We start from the raw sequence: 23925 nt of genomic DNA, 5'->3' as shown, positions 1-23925 counted from the left end.
TGGGACGCCGCGGGCCTCAGGCGCCGACGTACTGCGCCAAGTGCTGGCCCGTCAGCGTCGAGGCGGACGCCACGAGCTCGGCCGGGGTGCCGGTGAACACCACGTGCCCGCCGTCGTGGCCGGCGCCGGGGCCGAGGTCGATGATCCAGTCGGCGTGGGCCATGACGGCCTGGTGGTGCTCGATGACGATCACCGACGTGCCGGCGTCGACGAGTTGGTCCAGCAACCCGAGCAGCTGCGCCACGTCCGCGAGGTGCAGGCCGGTGGTCGGCTCGTCCAGCACGTACACGTCGGCCGATTCCCCCATCCGGGCCGCCAGCTTGAGCCGCTGGCGCTCGCCGCCGGACAGCGTCGTGAGCGGCTGCCCCAGCGTCAGGTAGCCGAGACCCACGTCGCACAGCCGCTGCAGCACCTTGGTGGCGGCCGGCGTCCGGGCCTCGCCGTCGGCGAAGAACGTCAGCGCCTCGGCCACCGGCATGGTCAGCACGTCGTGGATCGAGCGCCCGGCCAACGTGTACTCCAGCACCGACGCCTGGAACCCCGTCCCCTCGCAGGCCTCGCAGGTGGACGTGACGGTCTCCATGAAGCCCAGCTCGGTGAAGATCAGCCCCGCCCCGTTGCACACGCCGCAACCGCCCTCGGAGTTGGCGCTGAACAGCGCGGGCTTCACCCCGTTGGCCTTGGCGAACGCCTTGCGGATCGGCTCGAGCACGCCCGTCCACGTGGCCGGGTTCGAGCGCCGCGAGCCCTTGATCGGCGCCTGGTCGATCACCACCACGCCCTCCCGCTTCGCCACCGAACCGGCGATCAGCGACGACTTGCCCGACCCGGCCACCCCCGTCAGCACCACGAGCACCCCCAGCGGGATGTCCACGTCCACGTCGGCCAGGTTGTGGGTGCTGGCACCCCGGATCTCGAGGGCGCCCGTCGGCGTCCGCACCTGCTCCCGCAGCGACACGCGGTCGTCCAGGTGGCGACCGGTCAGCGTGTCGGACGCCCGCAGCCCGGCCACCGTGCCCTCGAACACCACCTCGCCGCCGCCGCTGCCCGCACCGGGCCCCAGATCGACCACATGGTCGGCGATCGCGATCGCCTCGGGCTTGTGCTCCACCACCAGCACCGTGTTGCCCTTGTCACGCAACCGCAGCAGCAGGTCGTTCATGCGGGCGATGTCGTGGGGGTGCAGGCCGATCGTCGGCTCGTCGAAGACGTAGGTGACGTCGGTGAGCGCGCTGCCCAGGTGGCGGATCATCTTGATCCGCTGCGCCTCGCCCCCCGACAGGCTGCCCGAGGCCCGGTCGAGGCTGAGGTAACCCAACCCGATCTCGACGAACGAATCCAGCAGGTCCCGTAGCCCCGAGAGCAGCGGGGCCACCGCCGGTGCGGACAGCGACGCGACCCACGCAGCCAGGTCGGAGACCTGCATCGCGCAGGCGTCCGCGATCGACAGCCCCTCGATGCGGGACGACCGGGCCCCCTCGGTCAGGCGCGTGCCGTCGCACTCGGGGCAGGTCTTGAACACCGCAGCCCGCTGCACGAACGCCCGGATGTGCGGCTGGAGCTCGTCGGGGTCGCGGTTGAACATGGACTTGCCGATCTTCACCAGGACGCCCTCGTAGGTGACGTTGATGCCCTCGGCCTTGATCTTGGTGGCCTCCTTGTACAGCAGGTCGTGCATCTCGCGCTTGCCGAATTGGCCGACCGGCTTGTCCATGTCGAAGAAGCCCGAGCCGGCGAAGATGCGGCCGTACCACCCGTCCATCGAGTAGCCCGGCACCAGCAGGGCCCCGTCGGCCAGCGACTTCTCGGGGTCGAAGATCGCAGCCAGGTCGACGTCGGAGATGTGCCCGATGCCCTCGCACTTCGGGCACATGCCCCCGACCACCGTGTAGGACGCCTTCTGCGCGATCGTCTTCTCACCGCGCTGGACGGTGATCGCTCCCCCGCCGGTGGCCGACGGCACGTTGAAGGCGTACGCCTGGGGCGGGCCGATGTGCGGCTCACCGAGGCGGCTGAACAGGACGCGGAGCAGCGCGTTGGCGTCCGTCGCCGTGCCGACGGTCGATCGCACGTTGGCGCCGAGCCGATCCTGGCTGACGATGATCGCGGTGGTGAGGCCGTCGAGGGAGTCCACGTCGGGCCGATCCAACGTCGGCATGAAGCCCTGCACGAACGCCGGGTAGGTCTCGTTGATCATCCGCTGGCTCTCGGCGGCGATGGTGTCGAACACCAGCGAGCTCTTGCCGGAGCCCGACACCCCGGTGAACACCGTCAGCCGCCGCTTCGGCAGCTCCAGGCTCACGTCCTTGAGGTTGTTCGCCCGCGCCCCGCTGATGCGGATCAGGTCATGGGAATCAGCAGCGTGCGCGGGCGTCGGCATGGCGGCAGCGTAGCGGCCGGACGCCCCCGCCCGCGGCCAGCCCCCCAGGCCGGCTCAGCCCCGGTGCCCCTCGATGGTCGCGATGATCGCGGGCCGCAACTCGGCCGGGGTGATCACGCGATCCACCGACCCCACCTCCACGGCGCGGTGAATGTTGTGCACCCGGTCGAACTCGGCGGCGATCTCGCTGATCTTCTCCGCCCGGACGACCTTGCGCGCGTCGGCCAGCTCGACCTGCAGCGCCGCCTTGTCCTCCGCGCGCGCCGTCCGTAGCCGCGCCTCCAGATCGGCAACGCGCGGATCCGCGGCGGTGCGCGTCCGGACGTCGCCGGCGAACACCACGGCCGCCGCGGGCGCCCCGCCGATCACCGAGGCGTAGGACCCCTCGATCGCCAGCACCGTCATCGACGGGTTCAGCTGCTTGCTGAACACCACGAAGGCGCCGCCGTGGTAGCGCGAGATCACGCAGAACACGATGGGCCCGTCGAAGTTCACGATCGCCCGGCCGATCTCGGCGCCGTACTCCAACTGCAGGTTGCGCATCGACTCCGGGGAGCCGTCGAAGCCCGAGAGGTTGGCCAGCACGACCAGTGGTCGGTTGCCCGAGGCCGCGTTGATCGCCCGCGCCACCTTCTTGCTGGAGCGCGGGAACAGCGTGCCCGCGGTGTAGGTGTCGGGGCCGTCGGTGGGAGGGAATCCCGCGCGCGGCACGGGCTTGGACTCGATGCCCAGCACGCACACCGCGTGGCCGCCGACGCGGGCGTCCATCACCACCGCGGTGTCGGCGTCCGCCATACCCGCCCAGCGCTCCAGGCGGGGGTGGTCGGCGTCGCACACCGCGGCGATCACGGTGCGGATGTCGAAGGCCTTCTTGCGCTCCGGGTTGTGCTCAGCGGAGAAAATCTGGCCCACGGTGGTGAAATCCGAGCCCGCCAGGTGGTGCGGGTGGTCGGACACGTCGCGGTCGGCCGGGTCGGACGTCGGCGCCCGCCGGGGCCCCGACTCACCGGGCGCCACCCACGTGTGCTCGTAGTGCTGGATCAAGATGGCGAACGCCGCCCCGAGATCCGGCGCCCAGTACTGCGCCTGCCCGTTCGGCCCCATCACCCGGTCGTACCCGCCGATGCCGAAGTTGTCCTCCGCCGAGACGCCGCCGGAGAAGTCGAGTGACTGCTTGCCCGTCAGCACCATCGCCGAGTCCGGCGTCATCACCAGGATGCCCTTGGTGTGCATGAGCATCGTCGCCTCGGCGTTCCAGTACGGCTGGGCGCCGACGTTGATGCCGGCCACCACGACGTTGATCTCCCCGCCCCCTTGGGTGAATTCCACGATGCGGCGCAGCGCCGCGCCCACCCAGTCCATGTTCTCCGTGCCGGAGTCCATCGAGATGCGGGCGCCCGAGCTCAGCGTGAACCACTCCAGCGGGACGCCCTCGGCCTCGGCCAGGTCGAGCGCGGCGATGATCCGGCGGCACTCCGGCTCGGCGACCGCGCCCAGCCCGCGCGTCGGGTCGCCCGACAGCACGATCCGCGTGATGCCCTCGGGGTGCAGCGGGGTGACGGTCCTGACGCGGGCGACGATGATGCCGGCCCTGTTGCGACCCGGGCTCCGCTCGGCCGGCACCAGCCGGTCGGGCTCGCCGGGCGCGACGGACGCGTCGAGGTCCAGCTCCTCCAACGACCCGCCCGGCCCCGCCAGGGTCTGGGAGAGCTCGTAGGGGTACACCAGCCCCCGCCGGCGCGCCCGGAGCACCTTGGCCGCGTAGTCGTCGAGCGGACGCAACGGCTCGCTGGGCGGCGGCTCGACGGACGCCGTGACGCCGCCGCCGGCCCGGGCGTGGAACCGCACCGCGACCGGCACGGCCGCCTCCCCCGGGCGGGCGAGCGTGCCCTGCGCGACGACCTCCTCGATGCCCGCGCCGTCCGACAGCGGGGTGATCTTGTGCTGCAGAGCCGCGATGTCGCTCAGTTCGAGGTCGATCTCGGGCCACACGGTGACCCAGACGTGGTTCATGTCGAGGGTGCTGCCGGCGGGGCCGCGGGCGGCCCGCGTCCGGCGGATGGCCTCCAGGCAGTTCTCCACCGCCCGCTCGGCGTGCGGCAGGCCGATCAGGCGCCCGTCGGCGTCCCGCACCGCGGCCAGCTGGCTCACCTCAGCCATCGCGACGAGCCGCCGGTCGGACGGGTTCGCCTGCGCGACGCAGTCGAACAGCAGGACGCCGCGCGGCGCCGGCAGCCGGGTCACGTCGAACTCCCGCAGCCGCCACAGGTTGAGCCGGCGGAAGATCATGGGGTGGACGCCGCGGATCCGGACGTCCTCGGCCAGGCCGCCTCCCTGGGCGGGGCGGAACGTGAAGTAGTCCACGTCACCGTTGGGGGCGCAGGTGGCGATCACGCAGCGCCGCAGCCCGCCGGGCCACGCCCAGGCCGACAACACCGGCTGCAGCTGGGCCGAGAGCTCCGCATGGTCGGGTCGCTGCGGCCACGCGACGTAGATCTCCACGACGGCGTCCTCCCCGCCAGCGCGGGCGGCGAGCTGCTCGGCCACCAAGCGCGCGACGGGCCCGTCGGGGCCCAGTTCGTCGGCGCCACAGGCGGTCGTGACCACTTGGCAGGCCTGACCCTCCAGCAGGTACGCCCCGGTGACGAGCGGCCGACCCGCGCCGTGACCGGGGCCGGTGACGACGGTGGCGTTGACGTCGGTCAACTCGTGTTCGCCGTAGTGCTTGCGCAGGAGCACCTCGAGCAGCGGCTCGTGCGGGTGGAGGCCCGCGGTCAGCCGCTCCGCGAGGTGCGGCACCAGCCGCTCGGGGATCGCGGCGAGCGCGGTGAGGCGCTCCACGCGGTCGGCGGCGACCGGGTGGGCGGCCAGGTCGGCCACCTCGGCGTCCACCCCGGCAAGGACGGCCTCGCGCTCGGCGTCCACCTGCGGCTGGTCGAACCACCGGAACCGCACCGAGCGGGCCAGGTCACCCACCGCCGGGAAGCGCCGCTGCGTCGCCCGCACCAGCCGCTCCAGTTGGGCGCGGGCCGACGTGGCGACCGCGGCCTCGGGGGCGGGCTCGGCGATCCACCGGTCGAGGATGGCCAGCACCACCTGGACGTCCTCGGCCACGCGCTGCTGGGCGAGGAAGACGCGGAACACGGCGTCCGCCAGCGCCGGCGTCCGGTCCAGCTCGCTCACGCCGTAGTGGGCCAGCGCCCGCTGCAGACGGTCCACGAACTGCTGCGGCAGGTCGGCGCGCGCGGCGTCCAGACTCTGCAGGTAGCCGTGGAAGTGCTCGCGGTCGGAGTGGATGCGGAGCTCGGTGTTGGCCTGCTCCGAGGCGGGCCGGTTGCGGCTCAGCTCGGCGAGATCGGCGAAGAGGGCGAACAGCTCGATCTCCCCGGCGACCACGTCGGCGGCCACGCCGGCACCCTCGGCGAGCGCCCGCTCACGGGCGGCGAGGTAGGCCGCGAGGGTGCCCACGGTGGGGTCGGCGTCGTAACCCATGAGGTGCGCGGCGAGTTCCTCCCGCAGCTGCGTGGGGCGGGCGGCCACGCTCGGGTCGGACGCCGCGGCCGGCAGCTCCACCCGGGCGGCGGGCGTGGCGGCCTCCTCCTCGCCCTCCCCGACCGGCTCCAGCCGCACCAGCGGCGCCATGGACTCGACCTGGCTGCCCGTCATCACGAGCAGCTCCCGGACGCGGGCGGCGAACGGAGCCGCGATGACGGTCTCCATCTTCATGGACTCCAGCACCACCACGGGTGCACCGGCAGCCACCTCGGCACCGACGGGGGCGGGCGTGGCGACGACGAGCGCCGGGGCGGGTGAGCGCAGGACGCCCCCCTCGTCGCGGGAGACGCGGTGGGTCACCCCGTTCACCTCGATGAGGTGCACCGGGCCGTGCGTCTGCGTGACGATCCGGAACCGCTGCGCGCCCACGGTGAGGCGGCCGTGGACGTCGTCGAGGCGCTCCACCTCGGCGTCGGTCGTCACGTCGCCGACGCGCACCCGGTACCGGTGCGGCCCCGTCCGGTAGACGGTCAGGGTGTGGGACTCCCCCCGGAGCTTCAGGTCCACCGACAGCCCGGACGCGTGCGCGGCCTGGGGGCGTCCGCCGTGGGCCGTCTCGAGCAGGCGGGCCACCTCGAGCTGCTCGGCCTCGTCGTAGGCCTCGATCGCCGCGGCCACCAGCGCGACGCCGGAATGGGCGTCCGCGACGAGCTCACCGGCCGCGCGGGCCCGGTCGATCCACCCGGTGTCGGCCCAGCCGACCGCGCCGTCCTGCTCGCCGTCGCGCGGGCCGACGACCTCGGGGCGTCCCAGCAACTCGAGGATGAAGCTCTTGTTCGTGGCGCCGCCCTCGATGAGGACGGTCGTCTCCGCGAGGGCGCGGCGCAGGCGTCCGAGCGCCTCGGTGCGGGTGCGGCCCACGGCGATCACCTTGGCGATCATGGAGTCGAAGTCGGCGGGAATCGTGTCGCCCTCGGCGACACCCGTGTCGACGCGGATGCCGGGGCCGACGGGCAGGTCGAGGCGGGTGATGAGGCCGGGGGCCGGCGCGAAGTCGCGGTCGGGGTCCTCGGCGTTGAGGCGGGCCTCGATGGCATGGCCGGTCTCGTCGGGCCGCTCGGTGAGGCGCTCACCGGCGGCGACGCGGATCTGGGCCTTCACGAGGTCGAAGTCGTTGGTGATCTCGGTGATGGGGTGCTCCACCTGCAGGCGGGTGTTGACCTCCAGGAAGGCGAACAGCTGCTCGCCGGGGTGGTACAGGAACTCGACGGTGCCGGCGCCGGCGTAGTCCACGGCCAGGGCGAGCCGCTCGGCGGACGCCTTGAGCTCGTCGGTCTGGGCGGGGGTGAGCAGCGGCGAGGCCGACTCCTCGATCACCTTCTGGTTGCGGCGCTGCACGGTGCAGTCGCGGACGCCCAACGCCCAGGCGGTGCCCTGGCCGTCGGCGATGAGCTGCACCTCGACGTGGCGGGCGCCGGTCACGAGCTTCTCCAGGAACACCACGCCGGAGCCGAACGCGCGCTCGGCCTCGTCGCGGGTGCGCTGGTAGGCGTCGGAGAGGTCGTCGGCCGAGTCGACCCGGCGGATGCCGCGGCCGCCGCCGCCCGCGGTGGCCTTGAGCATGAGCGGGTAGCCGATCCGGTCGGCCGCGGCGAGGGCGTCCTCGAGGGAGTCGACGCCGCCGCGGCTCCAGGGCGCCACCGGGACGCCGACCTCCTCGGCGATGAGCTTGCTGCCGATCTTGTCGCCCAGCTTGCGCATGGCGTCGCCGGAGGGGCCGATGAACGTGATGCCGAGTTCGGCGACGCGATCGGCGAACGCGGCGTCCTCGGCGACGAAGCCCCAGCCGACCCACACGGCGTCCGCCCCCGCCCGGGTGAGGACGTCGGCGAGGAGGTCGTGGTTCAGGTAGGGCCGCTCGGAGGCCGGCCCCAGGGCGTACGCCTCGTCGGCCTCGCGCGCGAACATCGCGGTGCGCTCGGCGTCGGTGTACAGCGCGATCGTGGTGATCGGCGGGGCGTCCGGACGCTCGGCGTTGAGGTCGCGGACGGCGTGGATGAGCCGCATGGCGGCCTCCCCGCGGTTGACGATCGCGATGCGCTGGAACACGGAACCTCCCTGAGGGCACGGTCGGCGGACCCCGCCGTTCCGGGGCCGTATCGCAATCTCCCACGCGCGGGGGCGCCGTGCGACACGAACGGCCGCGTTTCGAGGAAGTCACCAAAGTCCACCGGGCGAAACCCAACGATGGGCCGCGTCCACTTGTGGGAACCGCACAAGGCGGGAGCGGTGGCGTCCGGGCCCCGTCTCGACCGTTTGGACCCGAGGAAAGGGTGCCATGGCGCCATTTTCTCGGGTCCAATTCACAATCCGCCGGGGCGGGGAGCGGGTTGTCCACAGGCCAGCAAGAAATTTCGGGGCAGGTCGGCTCGACGGCACTAGCGTCCTGCCTGACGGTCCGCCCGGGCCGGTGGAGGGGGGAGTACATGACCGTCATGGTCGGCGCCGACGTGGAGTCGCTGCGCCACCTCGCCGGTGACGCCCGGGCGGCCGCGCGGTCGCTCGAGGGCGTGGCCCGCACCCTCGGCCCGGTGATCGCCCGCGGGGCCTGGCAGGGGCCGGACGCCGACCGCTTCCGCCACCAGTGGGCGGGCCAGCACGCGCCGAGCCTGGCGGAGACGTCACGCGTGCTGGCCGAGGCGGCCGACGCGCTGGGCCACCACGCCGACGAGCAGGCGCAGGCCTCCGACCACGGCGGCATCGCCAGCGGTGCCCTCGCGCTGGCCACCTTGGCCTCGGCGGCGGAGTGGGTCTCGGCGCTGAAGAAGCCGGTCCAGGGTGCCCTGACCCTGAAGAAGGTCACCGACCTCATGCGGATCCACACCGCCGCAGATGCCCTCGCCGAGGTCAACACCGCGGCGGCATCGGCGCGGGTGTTCGTGATGGGGGACATGGTCGACACGGCACTCGGCCGCAACGGCCTCCTCGCCAACCAGCTCGCCCGGCTGGGTGGGCCACTGGGAGCGGTCGGCCGCTGGCTGGGGCCGATCGGCGGCCTGTTCGCCATCGCCGGCGGCGCGCAGGAGCTGATCGACCCCACGCACGACGGCTGGCGCGGCACCGGAGACCGGATTGCCGGGGCGCTCTCCATCGCCGGCGGGGCCGCGACCATCGCGTTGGCGTTCGGAGCCGGCGCGGCACTGGCCCCCGTCGCGGCGACGGCCCTCGTGGCGGTGGCCGTGGGCGCGGGGGTGGTGGCGGGGGCCTGGTCGCTCGGCAACTTGGTGTACGACCACCGCCAGGACATCGGCGCCTTCCTGCACGACGCGGGGCGCCGGGCCGGGGACGCCGCCGCCGCGGTGGGGTCGGGGGTGTCGGACGCCGCCACCCGGGTGGCTGCCTGGGCCAAGGGACTCTTCTCGTGACCCGCCTGCTCACCGCCACCACCGCGCCGGACGCGCTGCCGCCGCCCGGCTTCACCTGGAGCCGGGCCGACGCGGACGCCGCCCTGGCCGTCCTGGCCGATCCGCCCGACGTGCCGCGCGACGTCGTGGTGTTGACCGATGAGGAGATCGTCGCGCTCGACGGACTCCAGAACGAGCAACCGTCCCCCACCCCGTGGCTGGACGCGCAGGACCTCACCGCGGCCCAGCTCGGCGGCATCGCGCTGCGCGGGCTCATCGCCCGTTCGATGGTCGCGCTCGGACCCGCCGAGGCCGCGGACGGCTCCCCCACCGGGGAGCTGCGCCTCACCGCGTGCCGGGAGATCACCGGGGTGCTCATGCTGCGGCGCACCGCCCAGACGGTGCTGCACCTGTCTCGTGAGGGCGACGCCGGGGCGCGGTGGGTGTTCGCCTACGCCCACCACGGCCGGGGTGTGTTGATCGAGGACGTCGACCCGAACGGGCTGCACGCCTTCGGCGCCACCACCGCCGCGGGCGCCGCCGAGTACCTGCGAGCACTGGCCAATCCCGAGGACGCCCCGGGGGCGGAGCACGCGCCCGTCGTGTGGGGCGCGGACGCGTTTGCCTCGCTGACGGCGTGGCCGGCCCCGTTCGACGAGGACGGCGGCGTCGCCTCCCTCGCGCTGCGCCATCACGGCCGCACCGGGGTGGCGACGGCGGTGGTCCACGCCGGCCGCGCCCACGTGGGGCTCCTCCGCTCCCTGCCCGACGGTCGGCTGGAGGGCTCCGGCCTCACCGACGCCGGCCTGCGCGACATGCTGCACGCCGCGCTGCGCGGCGAGGATCCCTTCTAGTGGCGGCCCCGCGGCGGCGGGCCGACTTACACCGGTGTCATTCATCCCCAGCTGAGGACAACCCTGTGGACAACGGCGCGGCCACCTCCGGCCCGCGGTGCGGACACCGGGGGCGCCTCGGGCCTAGGCTGGCGCCATGTCCGACCTGACCATCCCGCCCGGGCCCGGGGTGCCGGAGGGTCTCGTCGTCCCCGCCGCAGATCTCAGCGAGCGTTTCGCGCGCTCCTCGGGGCCGGGTGGCCAAGGCGTGAACACGACGGATTCCCGGGTGCAGCTCTCGATCGACCTGGCCACCGCGCGCCCGTTCACCGACGCGCAACGCGTCCGGCTGCTCCGGCGCCTCACCTCGCGGCTGACGGGCACGGTGCTCACGGTGGACGCCTCCGAGCATCGGTCGCAGCGGCTCAACCGGACTGCCGCCCGCGGCCGTCTCGCCACCCTGCTGCGGGACGCCCTCGCGCCACCCCCGCCGGCCCGCCGGGCGACGCGTCCCGGCCGCGGGGCGGTGGAACGTCGGCTCACCGCCAAACGCCACCGGGCACAGACCAAGGCGAACCGGTCGCGTCCCTCGCCGTCCGACGGGGGCGGCTGAGCGCCTACTCGGCGACGGCCACCATGCCCGCGGCGCTGCGCCGACCGGCCCAGCCGACCGCCAGCGTGCCGCCCGTCACCACGACCGCGGCGAGGATGGCGCCCCCCGCGACGAACGGCGACTCCAGTGGCCCGGCGAGGCGGCCCCAGGCGATGGCGACGAACCCCCACACGAACCCGAACAGGATCGTCAGGGAGGCCTTGGTGTGGAGTGCGAGCCGGACGCCGACGCCCGCCCCGATGAGGAGCACGATGACGGCCACGAGCGGATCGAGGTTGCCGTAGGTGATGTAGACGCTCTTGAGGGTCGCCGTCACCATCGCGATGGTGGCGATGCTGGCCCACCCGAGGTAGACGCCGAACGTGGCGTCCACGGCGAGCCAACTGCCGGCCCGGCGCCGTTCGACCGCCCCGGAGGCGAGCGTCAGGTTGACCAGGGCGAGCACGAACACGATGGCGAAGAGGAAGAGCACACCGATCCAGAGCCAGCCGCGCTGGGTCACCAACACCCACGCCCCGGCGAGGATCATCGACCAGCCCGCCTGCCAGCCGATCTCGCGGTGGAGGGGGCGCGTCCGCTGGCCGGGCAGCCATTGCAGGACGGCGTAGGCGAGCATGCCGAGGTAGATGGGACGCCACAGCAGGAACGCCCACTGGGCGGGCGCGACGAGCGTCGCGTCCGAGGCCAGCGCCCCGCTCGCGACGACGTCGACGGGGCTGCCGAGCAGGCCGAGGCCGACCATGGCCGAGACGAGAGCGAAGACGGTCGAGAGGGTCACGAAGATCTGCCGCTCGCGGTCGGAGTCCGGCGGCACCTGCTCGTCCTGCATCTGGATCAACAGCCCTCCTCCGAGAAGGATATCGGCGCGCGAGGACGCCCCAGAACCGTTCCCCCCGGCGGCTCCCACCCATCTCCCCCTGAAGTTTGCGGCGGGGCACCCCCCGGGACCGTCCGCGGTGGGGTAGAAACGGCACCATGAAGTCGCTGGCCGGGGAGACGATCCTCGCCAGCTTCGTGAACGCGACGGACGCCGAGCGCGAACGCCTGCACCTGCCGTGGTGGTACGACGCGACGCTGTGGGACTCGCTGGACTACCTGGGCTGGACCGACCCGCAGACGCCCGAACGCGGCTACTTCGTCGCCGAGACCTCGTTCGGACTGGTGGGCGCCGTGCTCCGCCTGCCCAAGAACCGTCCGCACGGCCGTCGCGCCCTGTGCAACCTCTGCTGGACGCAACACCAGACGCAGGGCGCGGTGCTCATGGTGGCGCGCCGAGCGGGCCGGGCCGGCGTCAACCACAACACTGTGGGCACCTACATCTGCGCCGATCTCGCCTGTTCGCTCTACGTGCGGGGGCTGCGTCGCTCGGTGGGCGGGGGCACGATGCCCGAGACCGTGTCCACCGAGCACCGCATCGCCCGCCTGCGTGAGAACGTCGAGGACTTCCTCGCCCGCATCTGCGTCGAGTGACCCACGCCCCACCGCGGAGCGTGGGGCGGCGGGTGGCACGGCCCCCGCTGCGGGACGCGAGTGACACCGGCATCGGTGAAACCTACTATGGTCACCACGGTGTTGAACTGAAATCGCACCGCGTGAATCCGGAGGGGGACCCACCATGAAGAGAACACTCGCCGCCGCAGTCGCGTTCGGGCTGTTGAACGCCGGTCTGGTGTCGTCGGTCCAGGAGACCATGGATCTGCCGCCGTGGATGTGCAACCTGATCCCGGTGCTCTGCGCGCGCTGAACACACCGGGCGCAGCAGGACGCGGCGGGCGCAGGACGCCGCGCGCGGACTGACGTTCGGCGGAGCACGGGCTCAGCGCGGGCGGGCGGTGTGATCAGCCTCGGTCGCGGGCCGGGCGGGAGAACGTGGTGCGGAGCCGTGCGCGGGGTACCTGCGCTCGAGAAGATGGTGGCGGCCGGGGGTCGCGGGGCGTCCCCTGTTCTGGGGCGACAGGACAGGCAACGCCAATCCCGCGACCAACCCGGCCAGTGCGCCCACCGCCCCCAAGGTCCGGGCATCACCGACCCAGAGGCCGATGAGGGCGCCTCCCACGATCCCGGTCACGACCGCTATGACCACGATGAGATCGGGGGCGCCCTTCACCGACTGCTTTGCGCCAGTGCGGGGGGTGGACACGCAGACCACGCTAGGCCATCGTCCGCCGGCGCGCATCGGCAGAAAGTACCCCGCCGGCCGGCACCTAAGTACCACCCACCGCGCGGAAACCACACCCTTCGGGACGGCCCCATCACCACCGGTTGACCACGAGTCCGTTCGCCACAAGTCGGTTCCCGTCAGCGCCGTGAGAGACTGCCGCCATGTCGCAGGAGGCGGGGGGCCGGCGCCGCCTGCCCACGTGGGTGGGGACGCTGGGGTCGGCCGGGGTGCCGGAGTCGCTGGTGGCCCTGGTGCTGCTCAGCCTGTCACTGTTCAGCGCGGGCGCGACGCCGACCGGGCAGCACATCGTCGTCGAGGTGGTGCTGGCCCTGTTCGCCGGGGCGTCCGGCCGCTGGCCTGTCATCGGCGCGCTGGGAACCGGGGCGGCGCTCGTCGTGCTGGTCCTCCTCCACGGCGAGAGCCTGCCCGTGTCCGCCCTCAGCGTCTACATCCCGGTCGTGTCCACGGGGGTGCGCGGGCTGCGGCGTCTGCGCGACCTGTGCGCGATCTGGTACACCGTGTTGCTGGCCGCCCTGTCGTTCCAGATCTCCTTGACCATCGACGATGCCGTGCAGTCCATTCTCGTGCTGGGCGCGCTCATGCTGGGCGCCTGGGGCGCCGGCCGCTCCATCGGCCGGTTGCGGCTGCAGGGCGCCGACGCGGAGGAGCGCCGCCTCGCCTCCCTGCAGGCGCAGCGCCGCAGCATCGCCCGCGACCTCCACGACACGGTCGCCTACGCCACCAGCACGATGATCATGCGCGCGGAGCAGATCAAGCTGCGCTCGGCCGGCGACGCCGAACTCGTCGCCGACCTCGACTTCATCATCGCCACCGGACGCCGCTCCGTCCGCGACCTGCGGGGCATGCTCGAGACCCTGCGCCGCACCGATCCTGCGTTCGACGCCGACACCCACGCCTCGCCGTGGCGGACCATGCCGGTGACGGAGGTGATCGAGTCACGCCGGCGGGAGCTGGCCGGCCACGGTCTGATTCTGTCGACCAGCCTGGAGGCCGACCTGGACGGCCTGCCCGAATCGGTCCGTGAAACCCTGGCGAAGCTCGTCGTGGAGGCCACCTCGAACATGGTCAAGCACGCCGCGCCCGGCCCATGCCGCCTCATCATCGAAACCCACGACGATCTCGTCGAGGCCGTGTTCACCAACCGGCAGCGGACACCCCACGGCGACGGCGCCGAGCGCGGGCTCGGGCTCCTCGGCGCCGCCGAACGCGTGGAGGCTCTCGGCGGCGAACTCGAGGTGACTCCGGTGTCCGGCACGTGGATCCTGCGCGCACAACTGCCGATCGGGGGAGAATGAGGGCCATGACCACCGTCCCCGACGGCATCACGGTGGCGATCGTCGACGATGACGCGATCGTCCGTTCCGCCCTGTCGTCCTACCTGCGGGCCGGTGGGTTCGACATCGTCCACGAACTCACCAATGGTGCCGACGCGGTGTCCGCGATCACTGCGGAACCGGTCGATGTCGTGATCATGGACGTCCGCATGCCCCGCCTCGACGGCATCGGCGCCACCGCCGAACTGCGCCGCCGCCTCCCCGGCACCAAGATCCTCGTCATCACCTCCTTCGACGAGGACGAAGCCGTCCAGGAGGCGCTCCGCGCCGGTGCGAACGGGTTCTTGCTGAAGGACACCTCCCCCGGCGGGCTCGCCGAGGCGGTCCGCGCCGTGATGCGCGGGTCCTCCGTCGTCTCGCCGGGGCCGATGACCCGCCTGGTGCAGCGCCAGCCGAACGGGCGGCGTCCGCAACGCACGGCCGAGGAGGTGGGGCTGAGCCCGCGCGAGCTGCAGATCCTGCGTCTGCTGTGCGACGCCTACTCCAACGGCGAGATCGCCGAGGAACTACGGGTTTCAGGATCAACGGTGAAATCGCACGTCTCGGCCATCATGCTGAAACTGCAGGTGACCTCGCGGCTCAAGGCCGTCGTCCGCGCCTATGAGTGGGGGCTGGTCGAGCGGCTCTGATCGCGCCGAGTGACGGCAACTTCATCTCGCGTGGAGCGGCAGCACGCGTCACAATGAGGGGGTGAATGCCGAAAATCGCCCCGGGTCGTCGTTCGCGGAGGTGTTGACCGCAGCCGTCCAGTCGCGCGGCCTCTCGCTGGAGCGCTTGCGCTCCCGCCTCGATGAGATGGGCGTGCCCGTGAGCATCGCCACGCTGAGTTATTGGCAGTCGGGGCGCTCACTCCCGACGCGGGCCCGCTCCTACCACACGCTGGTGGCGCTCGAAGACATCCTGGAGCTGCCGTCCGGTCACCTGACGCGCCACACCCACACCGCCGACGGGCGGACCCGTCGGGAGCTGTTCCCCTGGCAGTCGGTGATGCCCGTCGGCGAGCTGGTGACCCAGATCATCGCGGATCTCGGCATCGACATGCAGGGCCAGCTGGCGCGCGTCTCGATGGTGGACCGGCTCACGATCAACGCCGACCGCACCGAGGCCATGCAGGAGGGCCGGATCCTGTGGCGCGCCGACCGCAACGGCCTGCACCGCTGGCCCCTGGTGTTCGAGCAGGACGCCGACGGCGACAGCGGGGTGCCCACCCTGGAGGCCACGTTCGGCTGCCGCGTCGGCGAGGTCGTCGAGGTGCCCGAGCGCCATCTCATCGTCGCCGAGATGCTGGCCCCGCGCGTCGTGCAGCGCGGCGAGCACGTCCTGAGCGAGTACCGCGTGCTCTTCGCCCCCACGTCGGCCCCGTCGTTCCGGCTGACCCGTTCGTCGATGGATCCCGTGCGAACGGTCGCCCTGTGCACCCGGTTCGACCCGCACGAGCTGCCCCGCCGCGTGCGGGGGGGCTACTCGGCGACGATGGGCGCCGAACCGACCGAGTTCACCGACCTCGAGCTCACCGACAACGAGGCGCAGTTCGTGCGCGCCGACACCTCCCCGGGCGTGCACGCCATGACCTGGGAGTGGGACTGACACCGGACGCGGCGGGCGCGCGCGACCCAGCCGCCCAGACCGCGCAGCTCGCCCACGCCGCCCGGCTCATCGAGCTCGCCGACGGCCTGTACGCGGGTGATCCCGCCGACTTCACCGCGGCGCGGGATGCGGCCGCCCGGGCGGCGCGGAGTGCCGGCGACCGTGAGCTGGCCACGGCCCTCCGCGCGCTGCGGCGTCCCACGCTGTCGGCCTGGTACGTCAACGTGGCGGCCCGGGCGTCCCTGGTGTCGCTGCGCGAGTGGCTGACCCTCGGCGAGGAGTTGCGCGGGGCCCAGTCGGCGCTGGACGCCGCACGCGTCCGCGAGCTGTCCGGCCGCCGCTCGGCGCTGGAGGCGCGGGTGATCGCCGACCTCGTGGCCCACCTGGCCGCGCTGGGCCTCACCGCGGCCGCCCCGGCCCTGGACGAGGTGCGCGCCACCCTGCGCGCCGCCCTCGCCGATCCCGACGCCGCCCGAGCGGTCGCCGAGGGCCGCCTGGCCCGGCCGCTGACCTACGGTGGGTTCGGCGAGATCGATCTCTCCGCCGCCCTGGGTGCCCTGGCCGCCGCCGGTGAGACCCCCCGCGCCGAGGACGCTGCGGCGCTGCAGCAGTCGGGACCGCCCGAGCCACTCCCACCCGCTCCCCCGCCCCGGCCCGCTCCCCCGCCACCGGAGCTGGTGCAGGCGCGCGACGACGCCCGAGCAGCGCTCGATCGCGCGACGGCGGGCCTGACCGAGGCCGAGGCCGACGTGCAGCAGACCGAGGCCGACCTCGCCGAGGCCCAGCGGCAGGTGCGGTTGGCGCTGGCCCGCCGGGAGCGGGCCGCCCGCGCCGCCGAGCGGGCCACGCAGGCGCTGGCGTCCGCCGAGGACGCCCTCGCGGCGACGCAGCGCCCGGGCTAGGCCGACCGGGCGGCCGTTCAGGCGTCCGCGACCGGCAGGGCACCCCTGGCCGCGGCGCGCACCAGGGCGGCGTGGTCGGCGACCACCAGGTCGGCGTAGCGGCCGGCGAAGCGGGCGAAGACGCGGTCGAGCCCCTTGCCGCCGCGGGCGCAGACCTCCGCGATGGCGTCCAAACCGGCCGACTGGGCGTGGGCCCGGGCCACGAGCGCGGCGCAGACCCGCGCCGTCGCGGCGATCCCCTCGGCGTCGAGGCGCGACAGGTCGGCCGAGCCCTTGAGTTCGCGGACGTGGCGCCAGTAGTGCTCCCCCGTCGTGTCGGCGACCCAGCCCAGGAAGGGGTCCGGGTGGGCCTGGAGGACGCGTTGGGCGGCGACGACGCGGGCGCCGTCGCCGGTGGGGGATCCCAGGGCGCCCAGGCGCTGCTCCACACCGCCCCACGGGGCGAGCACCGTGGGCGTCGCCCGCCGCAGCTGCAGCAGCAGGGGGTCGCCGTGGTCGTCCTCGAGCAGAACGATGAAACAGCGCTCCCCCACCGACCCGACCCCGACGAGGCGCAGCACGTGGTCGACCACGCGGTGGCCGCTCAGGAGTTGCCGGACGTCCTCCCGCGTGGTGGCGAGGTAGGACTTCCAGAGACGCTCGACATCGGCGAGGGCCAGGTGGTCGGTGTGGCGCGCGAGCGGTCGTTGGTCGACGAGCCGGTGCCGCCCTCCGCTCACCGAGACGGTGAACTTCTCCAGGGTCTGGGCCGACGCCGGCGCCCCGGCCCGCGCGGCGGGGCTGGTGAGGCGGCGGCGCTGGTCCCGGGTGGACGCCAGCCGCTCCAGGTCGCGCTCAGAGATGCGCTGGTGGAACCGGTCGATCGGCGCCATCTGGTGCAGCCGCCGGATCGTCTTGCGGTACGCCCGGGCGGTGACGCGGGCGGCGTCGAGGGCCACCTCCTCGCAGCCGCCGCTGCCCCGCACGGCCAGCACCACGCTCGCCACGAGGCGCTTCACGTCCCACTCCCACGGCGCGAGCCCGCCCTCGTCGAAGTCCTTCAGGTCGAACAGCCACGCCTGCCCGGGGGCAGCGTGGAACCCGAAGTTCGACAGGTGGGCGTCCCCCGAGCTGATCACCGCGGTGCCGCTGGAGGGCGTCCGGGCCAGGTCGGACGCCATCTGGGCCGCGCTGCCCCGGAAGCACGCGAACGGCGATTCGAGCATGCGGGCGGTGCGCAGGCCGGCGAATTCGGGCAGCAGGGTGGCGTGGTGCTCGGCGGCGACCTCGACCGGGTCGAGGCGCCGGCGCGGCAGGGCACCGAGGGCGTCGAGATCGTCGGTCGTGGCCATGACAAGGGATCGTAGACGTGATCAGCCACCCGCCCGTCTGATGTGATGGAGTGAGACCAACGACCGTCCGCGGGCGTCCGCCGCCAGCACCGAGGAGACACTGTTATGGACCTTGAGGCCCTCGCCCTCCCGGGACGCCGGGTGCCGGTGTTCGCTCGCCACGGCGCGGTGTGCACCAGCCAGCCACTCGCCGCGCAAGTGGGGCTGCGGGTGCTGCAGGAGGGCGGCAACGCGGTGGACGCCGCGATCGCCACCGCGGCCGCGCTCACCGTGGTCGAGCCGTGCAGCAACGGGATCGGGTCGGACGCCTTCGCCCTCGTCTGGGACGGCGGGACGCTGCACGGCCTCAACGGCTCGGGCCGGGCACCGGCGGCCGCGGACGCCGGCCGCTTGCGGGACGCGGGCCTCACCGCGATGCCGCGGTTAGGTTGGCCCAGCGTGACCGTGCCGGGTGCGGTGCGGGCGTGGGCCGACCTGCACGGCCGGTTCGGACGCCTCGACTTCGCCGCCCTGCTGGAACCCGCGGCCCGGCTGGCTGAGGAGGGTTTCCCGCTGTCGCCGGTGGTGGCCTGGGCCTGGGGGCGCACCGTCGCCGCCGTGCGGGGGCGGCTGCGCGACGCCGCGGACGCCTCGGCGTCCGGCTTCCTGCCCCATTTCGCCCCGGACGGTTGGGAGCCGCGGGTGGGCGCGCTCTGGCGTTCGGACGCCACCGCCGCCACCCTGCGCGCCATCGGCGCCTCCGGGGGCGAGGCGTTCTACGACGGCGAGCTGGCCGAACGCATCGTGGCGTTCGCGGCCGCCAGCGGCGGCGACCTCGCGGCCACCGACCTGTCCGCCCATCGCTCGGAGTGGGTCACGCCCATCTCGGCGGCCTACCGCGACCACGAGGTGTGGGAGATCCCGCCCAACGGCCAGGGCATCGCAGCCCTGATCGCGCTGCGCGTACTTGAGGGCTTCGACGCCGACGACGTCCTCCCCTTCGCCCCCGGACCCGACGGCGCCCCGCGCCCCGCCGCCTGGCACCGGGCGGTGGAGGCCGTCAAGCTCGCCCTGGCCGACACCCACGCCCTGGTGGCGGACCCCCAGCACGCCGACGTGCCGGTGGCCGAGCTCCTCGGCGACGCCCACGTGAACCGGCGGCGGGCCCTGATCGGCGAGCGGGCGGTGCCGCCGGTCGCGGTCGACCCGCGGGGCTCCGACACGGTCTACCTGTCGGTCGCGGACGGCGAGGGGCAGCTGGTGAGCTTCATCCAGTCCAACTTCGCGGGCTTCGGCTCCCACGTGGTGGTGCCGGGCACCGGCATCTCGCTGCAGAACCGGGGCTGGGGCTTCTCGCTCGAGCCCGGGCACCCCAATGAGCTGGCGCCGGGCAAGCGTCCGTTCCACACGATCATCCCGGGGTTCCTGACCCGCGGCGGCCAGCCCGTGGGCCCGTTCGGCGTCATGGGCGGGCACATGCAGGCCCAGGGGCACGTGCAGGTGGTGCTCGCGACGGTGGACGGCGGCGACGACCCCCAGACCGCGCTCGGCCGGCCCCGCTGGTTCTTCGACGCCGAGACCGGCCGCCTGGAGGTCGAGGCGGCCGCGGGCGAGGCGGTCGTGGCCGACCTCGCGGCGCGCGGTCACGCGGCCCGGGTCGCAGCGAGCGCCGCCACCTTCGGCCGCGGCCAGGCGATCTGGCGGCGCGAGGACGGCACGCTCGTCGCGGCGTCCGAACCGCGGGCCGACGGCTACCCGGCCGCGTGGTGAGCCACTCGTCGCCCGTTGACACCGCCGGATGACCGCGACTAACGTGACACTCGTCGGACTTATACGTCACAGCGTGGTCACAGCAATCGGAGCCGTGACCGGACGTGGTCTTCGAGGATCGTCGTGAGCTCACCTGTTCCTTCCCCCCGTGGGGTCGAATCCCCCGCGGACAACCCCAGCACCTATCTTGAGGGGCCCGCCCGGCAGAAACTGGTGTGGTCGATCCTCATCTCGTCCACGGCGTTGTTCGCGTGCTACTTGGCCGCCGGCTCGGTGCTCCTGCCGATCCAGGTCGAGAACCTCGACCCGGCGAACCGCGAGACGAACCTTGCGATCGTCACCTCGCTCTCCAGCTTCGCCACGCTCTTCGTCCAGCCGATCGTCGGGGCGTTGTCGGACCGGACGCGCAGCAGGCTCGGACGCCGCGCGCCCTGGATGCTCGGCGGTGCCGTGCTGGGCGGCATCATGCTCACCCTCATCCCACACATCGGCGTCAACGTCGCCCTGGTGGCGGTCATGTGGGTGCTCGCCCAGGTTTCGCTGAACTCGGTCCAGGGCCCGATGAGCGCCCTGGTGGCCGACCGCTTGGCGCCCACCTACCGCGGCACGGCGTCGGCCTTCTTCGGTGTCGGCATGACGCTGGGCACCATGGTTGGCGTCGTCGGCGCCGGCTTCATGGTCACCCAGCTCGGCCTGGGCTACGCCGTCTTCGGCATCGCCGTCATCGTCCTCGTCGGCCTGCTCGTGTTCCTGAATCAGGATCAGTCGTCGAAGGGCATGGCGCTGCCCGCCTTCAGCTGGCTCGAGTTCGCCAAGGGCTTCGGACGCCCCTTCCGCAGCGCCGACTTCCGCTGGGCCTTCGCGCAGCGCTTCGTCATGTTCCTCTCTTACATGGGCATCGTCGGGTACATGCTGTACATCCTCACCGGGTACGTGGGCCTCACGACGGAGGAGGCCGGCCCCATCATGGCGCTGCAGCAGATGGTGAACAGTGGCTTCGCCATCGCCGCCACGTTCCTGGCCGGGCCGCTGTCGGACAAGCTCGGCCGCCGCAAGATCTTCGTGTTCGTCGCGCCGTTCTTCGTCGCCGTCGGCTGTGTCTTCCCCATCCTGATGCCGAACGTCATGGGCATCCTGTTCTTGGCCGCCTTCGCCGGCATTGGCTTCGGCGCCTACATGGCCGTGGACGTGGCGCTGGTCGTCGACATCCTCCCCAACCCCGAGGAGGCCGCGAAGGATCTCGGTGTCATCAACATCGCCAACAACGTGCCCCAGATGTTCGCCCCCATCGTCAACGCGGTCCTGATCGCCAACATCGGCTACGTCGCGCTGTTCCCGTGGGCCATCGTGCTCGCGATCTTCGCCGCCTTCCTCGTGTTCCCGATCAAGGGCGTGCGCTGAGCCATCCGACCGTCCCCGCCGCCCACCCGGACCGCGGTGACCCGATCCCGCAAAGGACGTGACCATGGACATCCGCAACCCGATCATCACCGGCTTCCACCCGGACCCCAGCGTCGTGCAGGTGGGTGAGGACTACTACCTCGCCAACTCCACCTTCGAGTACTACCCCGGCATTCCGATCTTCCACTCCACCGACCTGACTCAGTGGGAGCTGATCGGTCACGTCGCGGTGCGCGAGGGCCAGCTCGGCTCGCACGAGGCGCGCACCGGCGGCGGGGCGTGGGCCCCAACCATCCGCCACCACGATGGCCGCTTCTGGCTCGTGATCCCCGACATGATGGGCGGACGCGGCAATGTGCTGTTCACCGCCGAGCGGCCCGAGGGGCCGTGGAGCGACGGCGTCGTCATGGACGTGCTCGGCATCGACCCCGACATCGCGTGGGATGAGGACGGCGTCTGCCACGTCACCATGTCGGGCTTCACCCTGGCCGACGACGGCACGCTGACCCACCAAGGCATTACGCAGGTGCAGCTCGACACGCAGACGGGCGCGGCGCTGTCCGAGCCCAAGCACCTCTGGTCGGGCACCGGGGGGATGTTCCCCGAGGCACCGCACGTCTACCACATCGGCGACTGGTGGTACCTGATGATCGCCGAGGGCGGCACCGAGCGCGGGCACAGCGTCACCATCGCCCGCGGCCCGGCGATCGACGGCCCGTTCGAGCCCTGCCCGCACAACCCGATCGTCACCGCCCGCGGCTCCGACCGCCCCGCGCAGAACACCGGCCACGGTGACCTCGTCCGCACCCCCGACGGCGGCTGGGCCATGGTGCTGCTCGGCACGCGGCCGCGCTCGATGACCCGGGCGTTCGCGCCCATGGGCCGCGAGACGTTCCTCACCCCGGTCACCTGGCAGGACGACTGGCCGCACGCCGAGCCCGTGCACCTCGGGGAACGGCACGATGCGGTGGAGCGGTCGTTCACGTTCCCCAGCGACGCGCCCGCGGCTCTCGACGGTTTCGACCCCGAGATCATCGCCGTGCGACAGTTCCCCCGCGAGGTGGCCGACCTGGCGACCCGGCCGGGCTGGGCGCGGCTGCTGGGCGCCGGGGAGGGCATGGAGGCGTTCCGCCCGGTGTTCCTGGGAGTGCGGCAGTGCACTGAGGGCATGACGGTGGAGGTCACCCTGGACGTCTCCGACGGGGTCGGTGGGCTCAGCATGCGCTTTGATGAGAACTTCCACCTCGACGTGGAGGTCGACGGCTCCGAGGTGACCGCGACGATGGCGGCCAACCTGCTGCGGCAGTCCTGGACGCACACGCGCGCGGACGCCGACCCGGTCGTCCGGCTGCGGATCGTGGCCAAGCCCGCGGCGTCCGGCCAGCTGGGCGTGACCGTGGGCTGCGACCTGCTCCGCGCCGAGGTGTTCGACGGCGGGGAGTGGGTGGGCGTGGGCCGGACCGACGGCCGGTACCTCTCCAGCGATGTCGCCGAGTCCTTCACCGGGCGCGTCGTCGGGCCCTATGCCCGCAGCGGCACCGTCTACGTCGAGCGCATCGACTACGCCGGGCGCGACATCGAGCGCGGCGCCCTGCAGGAGCACTGACCGGTTCGGTCGGTGAGGGGCTCAGGGCCGGGCTGCCGCGAGAAAGCCCTCCTGGGTGAGCGCCGCGACGCCGTCGGGCGCGTGCAGCAGCACGGCGAACACCCGTCGGCGGGCCAACAGACACGCGCCGGTCGCCGCGGCGAACTGGTCGAGTGCGGACGCCACCACCTCCGGTGGCGACTGGAGCCGCGACGCGAGCGCCGCACCGAAACCCGGCAGGCTCGGCGCGAACACCGACGCTGGCGCGCCGCCGACCACCACGAGGCTGGGGTCGACGAGGCCGACGGCGTAGGCGATCTGCGGCGTGATGCCGGCCAGGAAGGCGCGGGCTGTCTCGGGAGCCGCGGCGTGGTCGCTGCTCGTGGCGGGCAGCAGCTCGTTGAGCGACAATTCGCCCGCGCTGCCGTGGGCACCGACGTACAGCTGCCCGTCCAGCAGGAGGGCGATCGACGGGCGGCGGCCCAGGCTGACGAGCATCACGTCGCGGACGCCCCGGGCAGCGCCCGACTCGTGCTCGGCCCACAGGGCCGACCGGGTGTCGTGGCAGGTGAGGACGTCGCCGGGCAGCACGTCGGCGAAAACCTCCGCCGGCCGGCTGTTCGCCAGATGGCCGAGCGCCAGGGATCGCACCAGCGTGCCGTCCGCCCCCAGGGCGCCGGAGACGGCCAGGCCGGTCGTCCACACGCGCTCCACCGGGACGCCGACCAGCAGCTCGGCGATCACCGCGCGCGTGCCGTCGACGTCACCCGGCGGCACGGCGGCCTCCCCCACCACCTGCACCTGCCCCGCGAGATCGGCGCTCACCACGCGCACCGCGTGGCCGCCGAGGTCCACCCCGAGCACGACCGCGTCGGGGGTCGCGAGCTGATAGGTGCGGGCCGGACGCCCCAGGCCGGCCGGGGCGGGGTCGCGCGCGGCGATCCACCCCTTCGCGCCGAGGGTGCCCAGCACGGCGCGTACCGACGCGGGCGTGAGGCCCGTGGCGGCAGCCGTGTCGGAGACGCGGTGCGGTTGACCGTCGGTGAACGTGGCGACGACGACCCGCTCGTTCCACTGGCGCACCGAGGAGGGATCGGCGCTGGCCGGCGGGTGGTCGCTCACCGGGGCA

At 73.1% G+C, this 23925-nt stretch carries 17 protein-coding genes; 12 read left to right on the top strand and 5 right to left on the bottom strand.

The genetic code is table 11. The annotated features are described in order from the left end of the window. Positions 1-16 precede the first annotated feature (16 nt). Together PCC79_RS01275 and PCC79_RS01270 are read right to left on the bottom strand one after the other, a co-directional pair. The gene (locus tag PCC79_RS01275; RefSeq protein WP_342372761.1) at positions 17-2380 is read right to left on the bottom strand and encodes an excinuclease ABC subunit UvrA; all 2364 of its coding nucleotides are present in this window, start codon (positions 2378-2380) and stop codon (positions 17-19) included. Positions 2381-2434: 54 nt separating this feature from the next. Continuing rightward, on the bottom strand, positions 2435-7984 hold the full coding sequence (locus PCC79_RS01270; RefSeq protein ID WP_342372759.1) for a carboxyl transferase domain-containing protein: 5550 nt from the start codon (positions 7982-7984) through the stop codon (positions 2435-2437). 377 nt (positions 7985-8361) lie between these two features. On the opposite strand from PCC79_RS01270, the gene PCC79_RS01265 reads away from it, so the two are divergent. From PCC79_RS01265 to arfB, 3 genes are all read left to right on the top strand, one after another. Further along, positions 8362-9300: a hypothetical protein gene (locus PCC79_RS01265; protein WP_342372758.1), complete on the top strand. Its 939-nt coding sequence runs from the start codon at positions 8362-8364 to the stop codon at positions 9298-9300. Further along, complete coding sequence (locus tag PCC79_RS01260; RefSeq protein ID WP_342372757.1) at positions 9297-10133, top strand: hypothetical protein; 837 nt, start codon at positions 9297-9299, stop codon at positions 10131-10133. Before PCC79_RS01265 ends, PCC79_RS01260 begins: the two co-directional genes overlap by 4 nt. A 136-nt stretch (positions 10134-10269) precedes the next feature. After that, positions 10270-10725, top strand: coding sequence for an alternative ribosome rescue aminoacyl-tRNA hydrolase ArfB (gene arfB / locus PCC79_RS01255; protein WP_232548745.1), 456 nt, complete (start codon positions 10270-10272; stop codon positions 10723-10725). Between the two features lie 4 nt (positions 10726-10729). On the opposite strand, the gene PCC79_RS01250 is transcribed toward arfB, so the two are convergent. Then, the gene (locus PCC79_RS01250) at positions 10730-11563 is read right to left on the bottom strand and encodes a hypothetical protein (RefSeq protein WP_232548744.1); all 834 of its coding nucleotides are present in this window, start codon (positions 11561-11563) and stop codon (positions 10730-10732) included. A 137-nt stretch (positions 11564-11700) separates the two neighbouring features. On the opposite strand from PCC79_RS01250, the gene PCC79_RS01245 reads away from it, so the two are divergent. The 6 genes from PCC79_RS01245 to PCC79_RS01220 all read left to right on the top strand — a co-directional run bounded on the left by PCC79_RS01245 (position 11701) and on the right by PCC79_RS01220 (position 16730). Further along, positions 11701-12195 carry an FBP domain-containing protein gene (locus PCC79_RS01245; RefSeq protein ID WP_232548743.1) on the top strand — a complete coding sequence of 165 codons (495 nt, stop codon included), beginning with the start codon at positions 11701-11703 and terminating at the stop codon, positions 12193-12195. 145 nt (positions 12196-12340) lie between these two features. Continuing rightward, entirely contained in the window at positions 12341-12469 is a 129-nt protein-coding gene (locus PCC79_RS01240; RefSeq protein WP_269779329.1) for a hypothetical protein, read from the top strand. A 578-nt stretch (positions 12470-13047) separates the two neighbouring features. Then, positions 13048-14202, top strand: a complete 1155-nt coding sequence (locus tag PCC79_RS01235) for a sensor histidine kinase (protein ID WP_232548742.1) — start codon at positions 13048-13050, stop codon at positions 14200-14202. A 5-nt stretch (positions 14203-14207) separates the two neighbouring features. Beyond that, positions 14208-14870: a response regulator transcription factor gene (locus PCC79_RS01230; protein ID WP_232548741.1), complete on the top strand. Its 663-nt coding sequence runs from the start codon at positions 14208-14210 to the stop codon at positions 14868-14870. A 61-nt stretch (positions 14871-14931) separates the two neighbouring features. Then, entirely contained in the window at positions 14932-15828 is an 897-nt protein-coding gene (locus tag PCC79_RS01225) for a hypothetical protein (RefSeq protein ID WP_232548740.1), read from the top strand. Next, positions 15819-16730, top strand: a complete 912-nt coding sequence (locus tag PCC79_RS01220; RefSeq protein ID WP_232548739.1) for a hypothetical protein — start codon at positions 15819-15821, stop codon at positions 16728-16730. Before PCC79_RS01225 ends, PCC79_RS01220 begins: the two co-directional genes overlap by 10 nt. A gap of 17 nt (positions 16731-16747) precedes the next feature. On the opposite strand, the gene PCC79_RS01215 is transcribed toward PCC79_RS01220, so the two are convergent. Continuing rightward, positions 16748-18061 (bottom strand): DUF2252 domain-containing protein, encoded by a 1314-nt coding sequence (locus tag PCC79_RS01215; RefSeq protein WP_342372756.1) that lies wholly within the window; start codon positions 18059-18061, stop codon positions 16748-16750. A 105-nt stretch (positions 18062-18166) separates the two neighbouring features. On the opposite strand from PCC79_RS01215, the gene PCC79_RS01210 reads away from it, so the two are divergent. From PCC79_RS01210 to PCC79_RS01200, 3 genes are all read left to right on the top strand, one after another. Beyond that, positions 18167-19810 (top strand): gamma-glutamyltransferase family protein, encoded by a 1644-nt coding sequence (locus PCC79_RS01210; protein WP_232548737.1) that lies wholly within the window; start codon positions 18167-18169, stop codon positions 19808-19810. 123 nt (positions 19811-19933) lie between these two features. Continuing rightward, the gene (locus PCC79_RS01205) at positions 19934-21211 is read left to right on the top strand and encodes an MFS transporter (protein ID WP_232548736.1); all 1278 of its coding nucleotides are present in this window, start codon (positions 19934-19936) and stop codon (positions 21209-21211) included. Positions 21212-21275: 64 nt separating this feature from the next. Further along, complete coding sequence (locus PCC79_RS01200; RefSeq protein WP_232548735.1) at positions 21276-22817, top strand: glycoside hydrolase family 43 protein; 1542 nt, start codon at positions 21276-21278, stop codon at positions 22815-22817. A gap of 21 nt (positions 22818-22838) precedes the next feature. Here the strand turns inward: PCC79_RS01200 and PCC79_RS01195 are convergent, their stop codons facing one another. Beyond that, positions 22839-23918 (bottom strand): ROK family transcriptional regulator, encoded by a 1080-nt coding sequence (locus PCC79_RS01195; RefSeq protein WP_232548734.1) that lies wholly within the window; start codon positions 23916-23918, stop codon positions 22839-22841. Positions 23919-23925: the final 7 nt, after the last annotated feature.

The organism is Propioniciclava soli (assembly GCF_038502305.1).
Lineage (GTDB): Bacteria > Actinomycetota > Actinomycetes > Propionibacteriales > Propionibacteriaceae > Propioniciclava > Propioniciclava soli.
This window is presented reverse-complemented; position numbering and strand designations above follow the sequence as displayed.

Coding starts and splice junctions, on each gene's coding strand:
- PCC79_RS01275 (WP_342372761.1), bottom strand. CDS start 2,380: ATGCCGACGCCCGCGCACGCTGCTGATTCCCATGACCTGATCCGCATC.
- PCC79_RS01265 (WP_342372758.1), top strand. CDS start 8,362: ATGACCGTCATGGTCGGCGCCGACGTGGAGTCGCTGCGCCACCTCGCC.
- arfB (WP_232548745.1), top strand. CDS start 10,270: ATGTCCGACCTGACCATCCCGCCCGGGCCCGGGGTGCCGGAGGGTCTC.
- PCC79_RS01245 (WP_232548743.1), top strand. CDS start 11,701: ATGAAGTCGCTGGCCGGGGAGACGATCCTCGCCAGCTTCGTGAACGCG.
- PCC79_RS01240 (WP_269779329.1), top strand. CDS start 12,341: ATGAAGAGAACACTCGCCGCCGCAGTCGCGTTCGGGCTGTTGAACGCC.
- PCC79_RS01235 (WP_232548742.1), top strand. CDS start 13,048: ATGTCGCAGGAGGCGGGGGGCCGGCGCCGCCTGCCCACGTGGGTGGGG.
- PCC79_RS01230 (WP_232548741.1), top strand. CDS start 14,208: ATGACCACCGTCCCCGACGGCATCACGGTGGCGATCGTCGACGATGAC.
- PCC79_RS01215 (WP_342372756.1), bottom strand. CDS start 18,061: ATGGCCACGACCGACGATCTCGACGCCCTCGGTGCCCTGCCGCGCCGG.
- PCC79_RS01210 (WP_232548737.1), top strand. CDS start 18,167: ATGGACCTTGAGGCCCTCGCCCTCCCGGGACGCCGGGTGCCGGTGTTC.
- PCC79_RS01200 (WP_232548735.1), top strand. CDS start 21,276: ATGGACATCCGCAACCCGATCATCACCGGCTTCCACCCGGACCCCAGC.